Origin of the sequence: Micromonospora sp. DT201 (assembly GCF_049841575.1) — a bacterium.
Taxonomy (GTDB): Bacteria; Actinomycetota; Actinomycetes; order Mycobacteriales; family Micromonosporaceae; genus Micromonospora.
Genome location: NZ_JBNCKP010000001.1, coordinates 343983 through 358621, shown reverse-complemented (window position 1 = coordinate 358621; position 14639 = coordinate 343983). Strand labels below are relative to the sequence as shown.

Annotated in this window: 11 protein-coding genes; 3 read left to right on the top strand and 8 right to left on the bottom strand. The window is 72.4% G+C overall.

Annotated elements, in window-relative coordinates; translation table 11 throughout:
- Window positions 1–438, top strand: a complete 438-nt coding sequence (locus ACLQ28_RS01785) for an RrF2 family transcriptional regulator (RefSeq protein WP_425684426.1) — start codon at window positions 1–3, stop codon at window positions 436–438.
- Window positions 439–822: 384 nt separating this feature from the next.
- Here the strand turns inward: ACLQ28_RS01785 and ACLQ28_RS01780 are convergent, their stop codons facing one another.
- The 7 genes from ACLQ28_RS01780 to ACLQ28_RS01750 all read right to left on the bottom strand — a co-directional run bounded on the left by ACLQ28_RS01780 (window position 823) and on the right by ACLQ28_RS01750 (window position 12106).
- Window positions 823–1023: a hypothetical protein gene (locus ACLQ28_RS01780; protein ID WP_425684425.1), complete on the bottom strand. Its 201-nt coding sequence runs from the start codon at window positions 1021–1023 to the stop codon at window positions 823–825.
- A gap of 380 nt (window positions 1024–1403) precedes the next feature.
- Entirely contained in the window at window positions 1404–2717 is a 1314-nt protein-coding gene (locus ACLQ28_RS01775; RefSeq protein ID WP_425684424.1) for a DEAD/DEAH box helicase, read from the bottom strand.
- 223 nt (window positions 2718–2940) lie between these two features.
- Window positions 2941–3144 (bottom strand): transcription antiterminator/RNA stability regulator CspE, encoded by a 204-nt coding sequence (gene cspE / locus ACLQ28_RS01770; RefSeq protein WP_007464836.1) that lies wholly within the window; start codon window positions 3142–3144, stop codon window positions 2941–2943.
- 226 nt (window positions 3145–3370) lie between these two features.
- Window positions 3371–6775 carry an ATP-dependent helicase gene (locus ACLQ28_RS01765; RefSeq protein WP_425684423.1) on the bottom strand — a complete coding sequence of 1135 codons (3405 nt, stop codon included), beginning with the start codon at window positions 6773–6775 and terminating at the stop codon, window positions 3371–3373.
- Between the two features lie 27 nt (window positions 6776–6802).
- Window positions 6803–10504, bottom strand: a complete 3702-nt coding sequence (locus ACLQ28_RS01760) for a PD-(D/E)XK nuclease family protein (protein ID WP_425684422.1) — start codon at window positions 10502–10504, stop codon at window positions 6803–6805.
- A 193-nt stretch (window positions 10505–10697) separates the two neighbouring features.
- Window positions 10698–11243: a TIGR00730 family Rossman fold protein gene (locus tag ACLQ28_RS01755; RefSeq protein ID WP_425684421.1), complete on the bottom strand. Its 546-nt coding sequence runs from the start codon at window positions 11241–11243 to the stop codon at window positions 10698–10700.
- A complete protein-coding gene (locus tag ACLQ28_RS01750; protein ID WP_425684420.1) occupies window positions 11243–12106 on the bottom strand; it encodes a TIGR00730 family Rossman fold protein in 864 nt (287 codons plus the stop codon). The genes ACLQ28_RS01755 and ACLQ28_RS01750 overlap by 1 nt, the downstream gene beginning before the upstream one ends.
- A 154-nt stretch (window positions 12107–12260) precedes the next feature.
- Here ACLQ28_RS01750 and ACLQ28_RS01745 point away from each other — a divergent pair, with 154 nt between their 5' ends.
- A complete protein-coding gene (locus tag ACLQ28_RS01745) occupies window positions 12261–12440 on the top strand; it encodes a hypothetical protein (protein WP_425684419.1) in 180 nt (59 codons plus the stop codon).
- Between the two features lie 67 nt (window positions 12441–12507).
- Here the strand turns inward: ACLQ28_RS01745 and dapE are convergent, their stop codons facing one another.
- Entirely contained in the window at window positions 12508–13581 is a 1074-nt protein-coding gene (dapE, locus tag ACLQ28_RS01740) for a succinyl-diaminopimelate desuccinylase (RefSeq protein ID WP_425684418.1), read from the bottom strand.
- 78 nt (window positions 13582–13659) lie between these two features.
- On the opposite strand from dapE, the gene dapD reads away from it, so the two are divergent.
- Window positions 13660–14619 carry a 2,3,4,5-tetrahydropyridine-2,6-dicarboxylate N-succinyltransferase gene (gene dapD / locus ACLQ28_RS01735; protein WP_393140454.1) on the top strand — a complete coding sequence of 320 codons (960 nt, stop codon included), beginning with the start codon at window positions 13660–13662 and terminating at the stop codon, window positions 14617–14619.
- Window positions 14620–14639 lie beyond the last annotated feature (20 nt).

Below are 14639 nucleotides of genomic sequence, written 5' to 3'. Positions count from 1 at the left end.
GTGTACGTCTCCGCGCGCAGCGACTATGCGCTCCGGGCGATGCTCGCCGTCGCCGCCGGTACTGGCGGCGACGGTGACGTCGGTGGTGGCGAGTTGGTGAAGGCGGCCAGCCTGGCCGAGGTGCAGGACATCCCGCTCAGCTTCCTCCAGGGCATCCTGCTCGACCTGCGCCGAGCTGGTCTGCTGCACAGTCATCGCGGCGCAGACGGCGGGTACGCGCTGACCCGCTCAGCCGACGAAATCACCGTCGGGGACGTGTTACGGGCGGTCGGTGGCACGCTCACCACCGTGCGGGGCCTGCCGGCCGAGCGCGCCAGCTATCACGGAGTGGCCGCGGGGCTGACCGACGTCTGGCTGGCGGTGCACGGGGCGATCGCCACAGTGGTCGACAGCACCACCCTCGCCAACCTGCTCACCGACGCCCCCACGACGTCGTAGATCCGGTCACCCCCGGCGCAAGCCCGCACCAAATCCCCCCATAACGCGACTCCTGCTAGATCAGGGTGTGTCGAGGAAGATCCCGCGATCTTGCAGTTGTGGTTGTCGACATGGGTGGGGATGCCCCTTGTGTCGGGACAGAAAGTGCAAGATCGCGGTCCAGGGGTGGGTCCAGGTCTGACGATCATGGAGTTGTGGTGCCTGGTTTGGGGCTTTACGGGCGTTCTGTTGCCCACCACAACTCCATGATCGGCGAGGCCACGCTGGTTGACGGACAGCCGCGGAGGCGATGTGGTCGGGTCGGTGCCCCGCCGACCCGACCACACCTCGTACCGATCCTGACCGGGCCTGCCCCTCTGACGGCCCCGGTCGGCCGGCCGCTGCTCAGCTCCCGTGTGCGACCACCTGGCCGGTGCCCGGATCGCCAGGGCTGTGCAGCTCCACCAGACCGGCGGGAGCGTTACCCGCCGAGGTGGCGTGCCAGGGTGCGAAGACCGCAACCGTGGCGAGCAACAGACCGGCGAGCGCGACCGCGACCACCAGGATCAGTTCGCGCAGTGCACCCGAGCCGGCTTCGCCCGCCATGGCCACCCCTCCCGTGCCGGACCCCCGCCCGACTTCCCCCCGCTGGCCAGCTTCGACCACGGACAGCCGGGGCACAGTCGGCCAGCCGACCCAACCGAGGCTGATTACCGACTCAGACGAGAGGGCCGGACGGCGCGGCGGACAGGCCGGACGGCGCGGCGAGCAGACCGGGCGGCGCGCCGAACGAGGCCGGACGGCGCGGCCGGGCAGCCGAGGCGAGCGAGGCCGGACGGCGAGGCCAGCGCGGCCGGGGCAGCCGGGGCCAGCGCGGCCGGGCAGCCGGGGCCAGGCAGCCGGGGCCAGCGCGGCCGACCGGATCCTCCGCAGACGAAACCGACCCGCCCAGCCGAAGCGGGGCGGGTCGGTCGGAGCGTAAGAGATCAGACGGTGCGCGGGCGGCGCGGGCGGCGGGACCGACCCGACGCGCGGTGCGCCGGCCGGGCGGCGCCGTCGGCGACCGGGCCGCCAGCGGTACGAACCCGACCAGCAGGTGCCGGCGGGGCAACGATGGTCACCGGCACACCAGACGGCTCGCGAGCACCGGTGACCCGGGCGAGCGCCTCACCATCGGAGCGCACCTGGACCGACTCGGGCCGGATACCGGCGACGGCCATCAGCCGGGACACATCCCGACGCTGCTCAGGCAGGACCAGGGTGACCACGGAACCGGACTCGCCGGCCCGGGCGGTCCGGCCGCCCCGGTGCAGGTAGTCCTTCGCCTCGGTCGGCGGGTCCACGTTGACCACCATGTCCAGGCCATCCACGTGGATGCCCCGGGCCGCGACATCGGTGGCGACCAGAGCGGTCACCTGGCCGTTGCGGAACTGCTCCAGGATGCGGGTGCGCTGCGGCTGGGACTTACCGCCGTGCAGCGCGGCCGCGCGTACCCCCTTGGAGAGCAACTGGCGCGCGAGCCGGTCGGCGCGGTGCTTGGTGCCCATGAACAGGATGGTGCGGCCCTCACGGGCGGCGATCCGGGTCAGTGCGTCGGGCTTGTCCGCAGCCTCGACGTGCAGCACGTGGTGGGTCATCGCGGTGACCGTGGCGGTGCCCGGGTCGACCGAGTGGGTGACCGGGTTGCTCAGGAAGCGGCGGACCAGCCGGTCCACACCGCCGTCCAGAGTGGCGGAGAAGAGCATCCGCTGCCCCTGCGGCGCGACCTGCTCCAGCAGCTTGGTGACCTGCGGCAGGAAGCCCATGTCGGCCATCTGGTCGGCCTCGTCCAGCACGGTGATCTCGACCTGGTCGAGCCGGGCGTCGCCACGGTTGATCAGATCGTGCAGCCGGCCGGGGGTGGCGACGACCACCTCGGCGCCGGCACGCAGGGCGTCCGCCTGCCGCTGCAACGACAGGCCGCCGACGACGGTGGCGCAGCGCAGCCCGACACCGCGGGCGTACGGGGCCAGCGCGGTGGTGACCTGCTGGGCCAGCTCACGGGTCGGCACCAGCACCAGGGCCAGCGGACGACCCGGGCGGGCCTTACGGCCAGCGGTGCGGGACAGCAGCGGAAGCCCGAAGGCGAGGGTCTTACCGGAGCCGGTACGACCACGGCCCAGCACGTCCCGGCCGGCGAGCGAGTCAGGCAGCGTCGCCGACTGGATCGGGAACGGCTCGGTGATGCCCTGCGCGGTCAGCGCGGTGAGCAGCGCCGGCGCCAGACCGGTATGAGCGAACGAAGGAATAACTGTGGTCATGCGGAAGCCTTCCTCGACGCGGCACGTGTCGAGGGAGGGCGCCGAAGTCGGCGCTGTCACCGGCGGCAAAAAGGCAGCCAGGACTCACAAGCACGAACCGATTGGAGTACGGGCCGGCCCACCGCCGGGCCGCCACCTGCGTGCGCAGGCGGCGGCGGGGCGGGCCGGTCCCGTCACCGTCACACCCGGAGGGCGCGACAGGTAATGCTGACCGATCCGAAGATCAGAGCGGGCGGATGTTCTCCGCCTGCGGGCCCTTCTGGCCCTGGGTCACCTCGAACTCGACCCGCTGGTTCTCGTCCAGGCTCCGGTAGCCGGAGGACTGGATCGCCGAGAAGTGTGCGAAGACGTCAGCGCCGCCGCCGTCCGGGGTGATGAAGCCGAAGCCCTTGTCAGCGTTGAACCACTTCACGGTGCCAATAGCCATGTGTTTCGTCTCCTTGACGGAACGTCGGACACGCACTTGTTGCGTGCCCGAAGAGGAGCGCTCCGCGCGGGGATGCGCGAATCGCCTGTCGCTTCTGGTCGCCCCGCCCGGAGAACTCCGGACACAACAAAGAGCGCCTGGGGCCACAATCCCGCCAGGCGCACACAGAGTCTCTGGTAACCAAAACTGCAACCCGGTCAACCTACCACGGATTTTCCCGCAGCGGTCAATGTTGGGCGGAATCTTCGGGCAACTGGGCGATCATGGCCGTGAGCCCCGTCACGTCCAGCAAGTCGGCAGGCCGGACCGTCACCCCGTGCCGGACGTAATGGAACGCCGCGCCCACCCGGTCGACCGGCACACCGGCCAACTCCGCCCAGGCCAGGCGGTACACGGCCAACTGCACAGCGGCCACCTCCGCCGCCGGCCCGCTGGGCTGCGCGCCGGTCTTCCAGTCGACCACGTCGAACCGCCCACCCGGCCGGGAGAAGACCGCGTCCATCCGCCCCCGCACCACGACCCCGGCGATCACCGTGGCAAACGGCACCTCCACCTCCACCGGTGACCGGTCGGCCCACTCGCTGGCCAGGAACCGCTCCTGGAGCTCGACCAGTGCCTCGTCAGGCGCGGCATCCGCGTCGGCCGCACCGGGCAACTCGTCCAGATCCAGCAGACGGTCAGCGCCGAAACGCTGCTCCAACCAGGCGTGGAAGGCGGTGCCTCGGCGGGCGTACGGGTTGGGCTCGGCCGGCACCGGGCGGCGCAGTGTACGCGCAAGCGCCGCCGGGTCGCGCCGCAACGCGACCAACTGGGTGACGCTCAACTGCCCGGGCAGAGCCACCTCGACCGCACCGGAGAGCCGGGTCAGCTCGGCCCGCTCGGCCAGCAGCAGATCCGCCTCGCGCTGCCAACGCGCCACCTCCGGATCCGCCTCCGGCTCGACCGACACCATCGGCCCGGCAACCACCGGCCCCACCGGCTCGGCAACCACCGAAGCCGGGCCGTCGGACATCAGACGGCGCACCAGCCCAGCGGCCTCGGCCAACGCCGGCCGGCGGCCGCCCAGCGGGTCGGCCGGCCACTCCGCGCGGAGCACCACCTCGGCCGTAGGGTTCGTCGCATCCGGGGTCGGCTCCGGTGCCCAGGCGTCGATCAGGTGCCCCGGCCCACCGTCGAGGCAGGCGTCGTACACCTCGCGCAGGAAGACCGACGGGCCGCGCGGCCGCTTCGTCCCCTCCCCCCACCAGTACCCGGAACAGAGCAGCAGCCGGCGCGGCCGGGTGACCGCCACGTACGTCAGCCGGCGCTCCTCCCGCTCGTCGTGCGCCCGCCACGCGTCGGTGAAGTCGGTCACCGCCCGGGCCACAGCCCGCTGGTCCGCCGCCTCGTCCAGCGCCAACTCGGGTAGCCCGTCGGCGTCGCCGCGCAGTGGGAACGGCAACACGCCCAGCCCGCCCAGCCAGTGGTCGGAGTTGCGTACCGGCCCCGGCCACAGCCCGCGACTCAGCCCGGCCACCGCCACCACGTCCCATTCCAGGCCCTTCGCGGCGTGCGCGGTCACCACCTGCACCGCGCCCTCCACCACCTCGACCTCGCCCGGCGCCAGACCGCGCTCCTCGTCCTCGGCGGCCGCCAGGTAGGACAGGAAGCCGGACAGGGTCGCGCCCGGCGTCTCCCCGCTGAACCGGGCCGCCACATCACCGAGCGCGTCCAGGTGGCCCCGGGCCAGGCCGGCGTCGCCGGCACCGTCCCGGCCGGCCCGCACCGCTACCTCCACGTCCAAGCCGATGGTCCGCTCGATGTCCGCGATCAGATCCGGCAGCGCCTGGTCCAGGCGGTAGCGCAACAGCGCCAATTCCATGCCGTACGCGCGAAGCCGCGCGAAGCCCTCCGCCGAGTACGCCTGCGCCGGCCCGAGATCGGCCAGCGCCTCCACCAGGGTCGCCTCGTCCAGCAGGTCGGGGGTGATCTCCGAGGTGTCGTCAGCGGCCAACTGCCGCCGAGCGTTGGCGATGGCCCGAGCCCGCCGGTGCAACGCCACCAGATCACGCGGCCCGATCCGCCAACGGGCACCGGTGAGCAACCGCAGCAGCGCGGCACCGTCGGTCGGGTCGGCCAACACCCGCAGCGTGCAGACCACATCACGCACCTCGGGCGTGTCCAGCAGACCGCCCAACCCGACCACCTCCACCGGGAGGCCGCGCTCGCGCAGCGCCGACTCGATCGCCGGGATCTGGCTGCGGACCCGGACCAGCACGGCAGTCGTCGGGCGCTGCGCCACCGGGATGTGCTCGGGGGCCGCGCCCGGCATCCGGGCCGCCCCACGCCAAGCGGCGAGCACACTGTCGGCGATCCAGTCCGCCTCGTCGGCGTACGTGGTCAGCATCGCGCAGTGCACCGTGCCGCCTGCGGCACCGCCAGGGCTGCGGTGCGGGATCGGGTCCCGAACGGTCAGCGCCGAGCGCAACTCAGGCACCCGGGCACCCGCCGCCCGCAACGGAGTCGACAGAGCGTTCGCCACCCGCAGGATCTCCGGGCGGTTACGCCAGCTCGTGGTGAGCCCGAGCGCCTGGGCCGGCTGACCGTCGACGCGGGCGAACTCGGTGGGGAACCGATCCAGGGTGCCGGCGCTGGCACCCCGCCAGCCGTAGATCGACTGGCACGGGTCGCCCACCGCCGTCACCGGGTGCCCGCCACCGAACAACGCGTTGAGCAACACCACCTGGGCGTGACTGGTGTCCTGATACTCGTCGAGCAGCACCACCCGGAAACGGTCCCGCTCGATCTCGCCGACCCCCGGGTGATCCCGGGCCACCCGAGCCGCCCGCGCGAGCTGGTCGGCGAAGTCCATCGCCTCGAAGTCCTCCTTGCGCCGGGCGTACGCCCGTACCAGCGGCAGCAGGCGCAGCCGGGTCTGCTGCAGAGTGAGCGCCTTGCGTACGTCGGCGTACACCCGACCCGGCCGGGACTGCACCTCGGCGAAGAACCGACCGGTCCACGCCGCCAGTTGGTCCGGCGCAACCAGATGCTCGTCCAACTCCCCGGCGAGCGCCAGCACCGCGTCGGTGATGGTGCTCGGCATCCGATCCACCTCGGACATGTCGCCGTCATAGTTGCGCACCAGCAGGTCGACCAACTGCCAGCGGGACGCCTCGGTGAGCAGCCGGGTGGACGGCTCGTACCCGGCCCGTAGCCCGTGCTCGGAGACGATCCGCCCTGCGTACGAGTGGTAGGTGGAGACGGTGGGTTCGCCGGCGAGCGGATCGTCCAGCGGGTCACGGCCCTGTCGGCCGAGCCTGCGGATCAGCTGGTCGAGCCGGGTGCGGACCCGGTGGGCCAGCTCGCCGGCCGCCTTACGGGTGAAGGTCAGCCCGAGGATCTGCTCCGGGCGCACGTACGAGTTGGCGACCAGCCAGACCACCCGCGCGGCCATCGTCTCGGTCTTGCCCGACCCGGCTCCCGCGACCACCAGCAGCGGCTCCACCGGGGCGGCGATGATCGCGGCCTGCTCCCGGGTGGGCGCTGGCAGCCGGAGCAGCTTGGCCAGCTCGATCGGCGTGTACCGAGGGCCGGAGTCCGCCAGCCGGGGCGCCGGCGCGGGGCCCGCGCCGAACAGGGTGGGCTGGCTCACGGTGCTGTCTCAGGTCGCAACACCGGCTCACTCCTCGCCCTCACTGGTCCGTCGGGTGGTTGGCGGCTCGACCACCTGACGCCCCTGCCCGGAGACCGGGCAGCTGGTGCGTACCGGGCAGACCCGGCACTTCGAGTTGGCCACCGCGGCGAACGTGGCGGCTGCCATCGTATCGGCGGTTCGCCGGACCAGCGCGGTCGCCCAACCGGCCGCCGGCCCCTCACCGGCCGCCGGCTGATTCTGTTCCCTGGCGTCCTTGGCCGAGGTGCCGAGCTGTACGAGCGCAGCACCCCCGGACTCGTCACCGAACTCGGCGAACGCCCCCGCCTCCACCGCAGCCTGGTACGCGCCGAGCTGCGGATGCTCGGCCAGCTCGGTGCCGGTGACAGCTGTGGACTTTCCGGTCTTCAGGTCGATCACCACGAGCCGCCCGGCCTCGTCGACCTCCAGCCGGTCGACCCGACCGGTCAGGTCGACCGGCCGATTCGGGTCGTTCAGGCGGACCGCGAACTCGTGCTCGATGGCGAGCAACCGACGCGGATTGGTGGCCAGCCAGCGCAGCAACTTGTCGACCATCGCTTCGGCGCGCTCCCGCTCCGGCCCGGCCATCCACCGGGCCGCCAGCTCGATCGCATCAAACCGGGCGGCCACGTAGTCGAGCAGAGCGCCCCGGTCGGCGCTGGCGTCCTCGGCGAGCATCGCGGCGGCGTGGACCAGGTTGCCCACCCCCTGCGCGGTGCTGGTCGGGCCACTGCCGCCGTGCCGTTCCAGCAGCCACCGCAGGCTGCACCGCAGTGCGCTCTCCATCGCCGACGGGGTGACGCGCACCGGATCCCCGTCGTCGACGAGCGGCCGGTCGTCGGAGAGCGCGCGCAACCCCCACCAGTCGTCGGGGTGTGCACCGGCAACCCCGGCGGCGGCGAGCCGGGCCAGTTCGGCCGCCGCAGCGCGCCGCCGGCCCGCCGGGGCGGCCGGGTCGGTGATGGCGGTACGCAACTCGGCTACCAGCGCCGGCAGAGTGAGCGCCCGGGGTGGGCGGGTCACCGGCAGTGCCCCGGGGCGGTCCGGCTCGCCGTCACCGTTGGTCGTCGCGCCGCCGCTCGCGCCCTCGGTCGTGCCGCTGCTCGTGCCGCCGGTAGCTCCGTTGGTCACGCCGCTGCTCGTGTCGCCGGTCGCTCCGTTGGTCGTGCCGCTGCTCGTGCCGCCGGTCGCTCCGTTGGTCGTGCCCTCGGGTGCGCCGTCGGCGGACGCGAGGGCATTCGGCGGGCTGCCGGCGGGATCCCCGGTCTGCGGGCCGGTGCGCGGACCCGGCGGTGCGGTCGGGTCGACCGGCCCGGCACCGCTCGGCGGTGTGGGCGGCGCGGTGGGGCCCAGCTCGTGCAGGAACCGGCTCGGCTGCTCCTCGTGGTCGTCACCGCCGACGGCGGCCGATGCGACGGCACTGACGAGCAGCCGATGCCGGGCCCGGCTGATGGCGACGTGGAAGAGCCGGCGTTCCTCGTCCAGCAACGCCGAGGTCTGGCCCACCACGTTCGCCGCGGCGGCACCGTCGACAGACCGGCCGGCCAGCACGTCGACAAGCCGCTCGGAGCCGAGCAGACTGCCGCGCAGTCGTAGGTCCGGCCAGATGCCCTCCTGCACACCGGCCACCGCGACCAGGTCCCATTCCAGGCCTTTCGCGGCATGCGCGGTGAGCAGGCGCACCGCCGCGCCCCGGTCGGCGGTTGGGGCAATGGTGTCTGCTGGCAGGTCCTGAGCGAGCACGTGATCGAGGAAGACCTCGGTGCGGGCACCGGGCAGCCGGTCGGTGAACCGGGCCGCCGCATCGAAGAGCACCAGCACGGCGTCCAGGTCACGGTCGGCCGCCTCGGCCCGCCGCCGCCGGGCCAGGTCACCCTCGCCGGCCGCCGGCCGCCCCTGGTTGATCGCGCCCGCCCAGCGCTCGGCGAGACCACTGGCGTGCCACACGGCCCAGAGCACGTCCTCGGCGGTCGACCCCGGCCGGGCGGCGGCGTCCCGTGCGGTGGCCAGCAGCCCAGCCACCGCCTGCGCCGGCTCGGCCCAGCGCCGGTCGATGCCGGCCAGCTCCGCCGGATCGCGCAACGCCTCGACGATCAGCTCCCCGGAGGGGCGTCGGTCGCCGACGGCCAACGCGAGTGCGCGCAGGCCCTGCCGCAGCCGCCGCTCGGCCAGCGGGTCAGCGCCGCCGAGCGACGAGTGCAGCAGCACGACCGCCGATTCCTCGTCCAGTCGATCCGGCTCCAGTGCACAGCGCAGCAGGAGCAGCAGAGGTGCGACCGCCGGTTGCAGGTGCAGGGGCAGGTCCTCGCCGTGCACCACGGTGGGTACGCCGGCAGCGTGCAGTGCCCGCCGCAGGGTGGGCAGCTGCAACGCGGTGGATCGCACCAGCACGGCCATCCGCGACCAGGGCACGCCGTCGAGGAGGTGGGCCGAGCGCAGCGTGTGGGCCAGCCAGGCTGCCTCGCTGGTCGCCGAGCGGAACGTGTGCACCTCGACCGCCCCGGGTGGCGCGTCCGGCAGCGGCTGCAGTCGGCGGTGCGCCGCCGGGCCACGCAGCCGGCGGCCCAGCCGGGCGATCGCGGCGAGCAGACCCGGCCCGGCCCGGTACGACGTGGTCAGCAGCACCTGCGCGGCCGGCGCTCCGGAGGCGGTCCGGAAACGGTGTGGGAACGTGGTCACCCCGGCTGGGTCGGCACCCCGGAACGCGTACGTGGAGGAATCCGGATCGGCGAACGCGACAAGGGATTTGCCGCCGCCTGCGATCACCGAGAGCAACTCCAGTTGGGCGGGGTCGCTGTCGGCCAACTCGTCGAGATACACGTGGGCGAGCCGGCGGCGCTCGGCGGTCAGCAACTCCTCGTCGTCGCGCAGCAGCCCGGTTGCCGCCCGGACCAGCTCCGCTGGGTCGTACGCGATGGAGCCCCGGTTGCTGACGTCACGCAGCGCGAGCACGGCGACGTACTCCCGCAGGAAGCGGGCGGCGGCCGGCCAGTCGGCGCGGCCGAGCTTCTCGCCCAGCCGGGCCAGGTCGACCGGGCCTACGCCGCGCTCGGCGGCGCGCATGAGCAGGTCGCGTAGCTGACCGGCGAAGGCCCGGGTCCGCAGGGCCGGGCGCAGGTCGGTGGGCCAGCCGACGGGGTCGTCCTCGGGCTCCTCGCCCACCACGTCCAGCAGCTCGCGGATGATCAGATCCTGCTCAGGGCCGGTGAGCAGCCGGGGCGAAGGCTCGCCTCGTTCGGCGGCGGCTCGGCGGAGCAACCCGAAGGCGTACGCCGGGAAGGTGCGCACCAGCGGCTCGCGCAGCACTCGATGGCCGTCCTGCGCGATGCGGGCCTCGATGCGCTGGCGTAGCGCCGTCGCGCCTCGGCGACCGAAGGTCAGCACCAGGATCCGTTCGGGGTCGACCCCCTCGGTCACGCGGGCGGCGACTGCCTCGACCAGCGTGCTGGTCTTGCCGGTGCCTGGGCCGCCGAGCACGAGCATCGGCCCGTCGGTGTGCCCGACCACCTCTGCCTGCACCGCGTCGACGCGCAGGCCCGTCCCGTCGGTAGGCCCGACAGCACCCGCAGACGCGCCACCACCACCAGCGCCAGCGCCAGCCGAAGTGCCACCGCCAGCCGAAGTGCCACCGCCAGCCGAAGTCCCCCCGGCCGGCGGGTCCCCCGGCGCCGACCCCCCGGACCGCCGCACCAACCGGTACGCCTGCATCAGCTCATCCCATCACGCCCATACGACACCACCCCATCCCACCCATTCCCCCACTCATTCCCCCACCCGATCGCTCACCCCACCCCATCCACCTTCGTCGATCATGAGGTTAGCGGCGCGACACGCCGACAGCGGTGCCGCCAGCTTCATGATCAACGGGGGTGGACGGCCGCCGGATGGGGTGGGGGCCGGGTCAGGTTAGGCGGGATTCCAGGGCGTCCAGGGCTGCGGGGACCGAGTCGGCCACCGTCAGGAGGTCGCGGCCCGCGGTCTTGAGAAAGCGTTGGTCGGACAAATTGTCCAGCCAGTCCAACAGGGGGCGGTAGAACCCGTCGGTGTCGATCAGCACCATCGGCTTGGCGTGCAGGGCGAGGGTCGCGGTGGTCCACACCTCGAACAGCTCGTCCAGGGTGCCCAGCCCGCCGGGCAGAGTGAGGAACGCGTCCGACTTGTCGATCATCAGGGTCTTACGACTGGCCATCGAGTCGGTCACCAGCAGCTCATCCGAGGCCAGGTCGGCGACCTCCAGATCGACCAGCGACTGTGGGATCACGCCCAGGGTGCGCCCACCGGCAGAGCGGGCGCCGTCGGCCAGCGCACCCATCATGCCGACGCAGCCGCCGCCACTGACCAGCGTGTGCCCGCGCCGGGCCAGCTCCGCACCGGTCTCGGCGGCCAGGTCCAACCAGCGCTGATCGAGGGTACGGGAGGAGGCACAGAAGACGCAGATCGCCGCCATCAGTTGTCCCTCGGCTGGTCGGCTGCCTGAACGGCTGCGGCCTGTTGGTCAGCGCCGGTGCGGGCGACGGCCTCGTCGCGGACCGCCTCCTGCTCGACGGAGAGTGCGGCCTCCGCCTCGACGATGTACCGGACCGCGGCGTCGACATCGTCGGTGAGACAGATCAGCTCCAGGTCGACCGGCCCGACCTTGCCGTCGGCGGCCATCGTGTCGCGCATCCAGTCGAGCAGGCCCTGCCAGTAGGCGACCCCCATGAGCACCACCGGGAACCGGGTGACCTTGCCGGTCTGCACCAGGGTGAGAGCCTCGAACAGTTCGTCCATGGTGCCGAACCCACCGGGCAGCACGACGAACGCCTGGGCGTACTTGACGAACATCGTCTTGCGGGCGAAGAAGTAGCGGAAGTCGATGGCCAGGTCGACCCACTCGTTGATGCCCTGTTCGAACGGAAGCTCGATGCCGAGCCCGACGGACAGCCCGCCGGCCTCGCTGGCGCCACGGTTGGCGGCCTCCATCACCCCCGGCCCACCTCCGGTGATCACCGCGTAACCGGCCCGGGCGAGTGCGCCACCCACCTGCTCGGCCAGCCGGCACTCGGCGCTGTCCGGCCCGCTGCGTGCGGAGCCGAACACGCTGACCGCCGGTGGCAGGTCGGCGAGGGTGTCGAAGCCTTCGACGAATTCGGAGAGGATGCGCAGCGCGCGCCAGGCGTCCTTGGTCTTCCAGTCGCCCCGCCCACGTGAATCCAGCAACCGCTGGTCGGCCGTGCTGCTCGGGATCGCCCCTCTGCGCAGCGTGACCGCGCCTCGGTGCCGTTCCTGTCCCGGACCGCGACCGGCCTTCCGTCCGTTGCTGTGGCTCATGGGGCAACCGTAGTGGAGGGACACCTGCCGGGTGCGCGAGGCGCGGACGTCGAGAAATAGTTCGGGATCATGGGCAACTATTCGACTCCCCCGTACGTCTTACTATTCACATACCGGGTATGCCCGGGCGCGCGCCTTCGGGGGAGGAGACAGCGTGATCAGCAACAACGAGATGATCCGGATCCGTCGCCAGATGCAGCGACGGATCCGAGACGTGGTGGCCGAACGCCGCCGCACCCGCGAACAAGACCCAACCCCCCGCACCCCCGCCCCCGCCTCCACCCCCTCCGGAGCTGATCAAGAGGTTTGCGTCACCGACAACGGGCCCGGCTGACGCGAACCTCTTGATCACCGGCGCGAGCCGATCACCGGCGCGAGCCGGGCCGGGTGCACAGGGGCAGTCAGGCTGGGGCTAGCCAGCGGTGGAGGGTTGCCGCGCCGTCGCGGATCTTGCTGATCTCGACGTGCTCGTCCTTGTGGTGGGCGAGGTTGGGGTCGCCCGGGCCGAAGTTCAGAGCAGGGATGCCCATGGCCGCGAACCGGGCCACGTCCGTCCAGCCCAGCTTGCCGATCGGTGCCGCGCCCACCGCAGCCAGGAACTCCTTCGCCGGAGCCGCCTCCAGCCCAGGGGCCGCGCCGGCCGCCGCGTCGGTCACCACCACCTCGAAGCCAGCGAACACCTCCCGCAGGTGCTCCTCCGCGGCTGCCGGGTCGCGATCCGGCGCGTACCGGTAGTTGACCTCGATCTCACAGTGGTCGGGGATCACGTTGCCGGCGACTCCACCGACGATGCGCACCGCGTTCATGCCCTCGCGGTAGTCGCACCCCTCGATGGTGACCCGACGAGCCTCATACGTCTGAAGGCGCCGCAGCACCTCACCGGCAGCGTGGATGGCGTTCACACCGTGCCAGGAACGCGCCGCGTGGGCCCGCTCACCCGTCGTCGTCACGACGGCCCGCATGGTGCCCTGGCAGCCCGCCTCGACGAGGCCGTACGTCGGCTCCAGCAGCACCGCGAAGTCCGCCTCCAGCCACTCCGGGAAGGCCTGGGCGACCAGGTTGAGCCCGTTGTACTGCGACTCGATCTCCTCGGCCTCGTAGAAGAAGTACGTCACGTCGTAGCGCGGCTCGGGCAGCGTCACCGCCAGGTGCAGGGCGTACGCGACGCCGGACTTCATGTCGGAGGTGCCGCAGCCGTACATCAGGTCGCCGCGCATGGTCGACGGAAAGTTGTTGTTCAGCGGCACCGTGTCGAGGTGGCCGGCCAACACGATGCGCTGCGACCGACCGAGGTCGGTGCGCGCCATCACGGTGTTGCCGTGCCGGTGGGTGGTCAGGTGCGGTACGCCCCGCAGCACCTCTTCGACACAGTCGGCGATCACCTTCTCGTTGAGGGACACGGACTCTATGTCGACCAGAGCGCGCGTCAGCTGCACCGGATCGGCGAGGACCTCGGGGGTCAGCGGGTTCTCCATGGTTCGCACGGTACCTTCAGGTCTGTCAGCGCGAGGAGTGAGCTGCGGCCCGCCCGGCCGCGACCGAGAGGTGTAACAGTGACGTCCGCAGATTCCGCCTGGGGCATCGGCCTGGCTACGGTCACCGCAGACGAGCAGGTGCTCGACACCTGGTACCCGACGGGCAAGCTGGGCCTCGGCGAGCTGCCGCTGGTCGCCGGTGAGGACAAGTCGGACGTGCTCGACCTGCCGCCGGCCGCGCTCGGGGACCGGTCACTGCCCGGTCTGCGTACCGTCCAGGTGGTCACCGTGATCGGCTCGCTGGACGACCCGATCAAGGACGCCCCCGACGCGTACCTCCGGTTGCACCTGCTCTCCCACCGCCTGGTCCGACCCAACCAGCTCAACCTCGACGGCATCTTCGGCAAGCTGGCCAACGTGGCCTGGACGTCCGCCGGGCCGTGCCCACCGGAGCGGGTGGACGAGCTGCGGGTGATCGAGCGGGCAGCTGGCCGCCACCTGGCGGTCTACGGGGTGGACAAGTTCCCCCGGATGACCGACTACGTGGTCCCCGCCGGTGTGCGGATCGCCGACGCCGACCGGGTCCGCCTGGGCGCGCACCTGGCCGCCGGCACCACCGTGATGCACGAGGGCTTCTGCAACTTCAACGCCGGCACGCTCGGCACCTCGATGGTCGAGGGGCGGATCGTGCAGGGTGTGGTGGTCGGCGACGGCTCCGACGTCGGCGCGGGGGCGTCGATCATGGGCACCCTCTCCGGCGGCGGCACCGACAAGGTCCGCATCGGCGAGCGGAGCCTGGTCGGCGCGAACGCCGGCATCGGCATCTCCCTCGGCGACGACTGTGTGGTCGAGGCCGGCTGCTACGTGACGGCCGGCTCGAAGGTCACCCTGCCGGACGGCCGGGTGGTCAAGGCCCGGGAGCTCTCCGGCGTCGACGGCCTGTTGTTCTGGCGCAACTCGGTGACCGGTGCGCTGGAGGCCCGGCCGCGCACCGGCCGGGGCATCGAGCTGAACGCCGCCCTGCACGCCAACGACTGACGGACCCGCCGGGTCCGCGG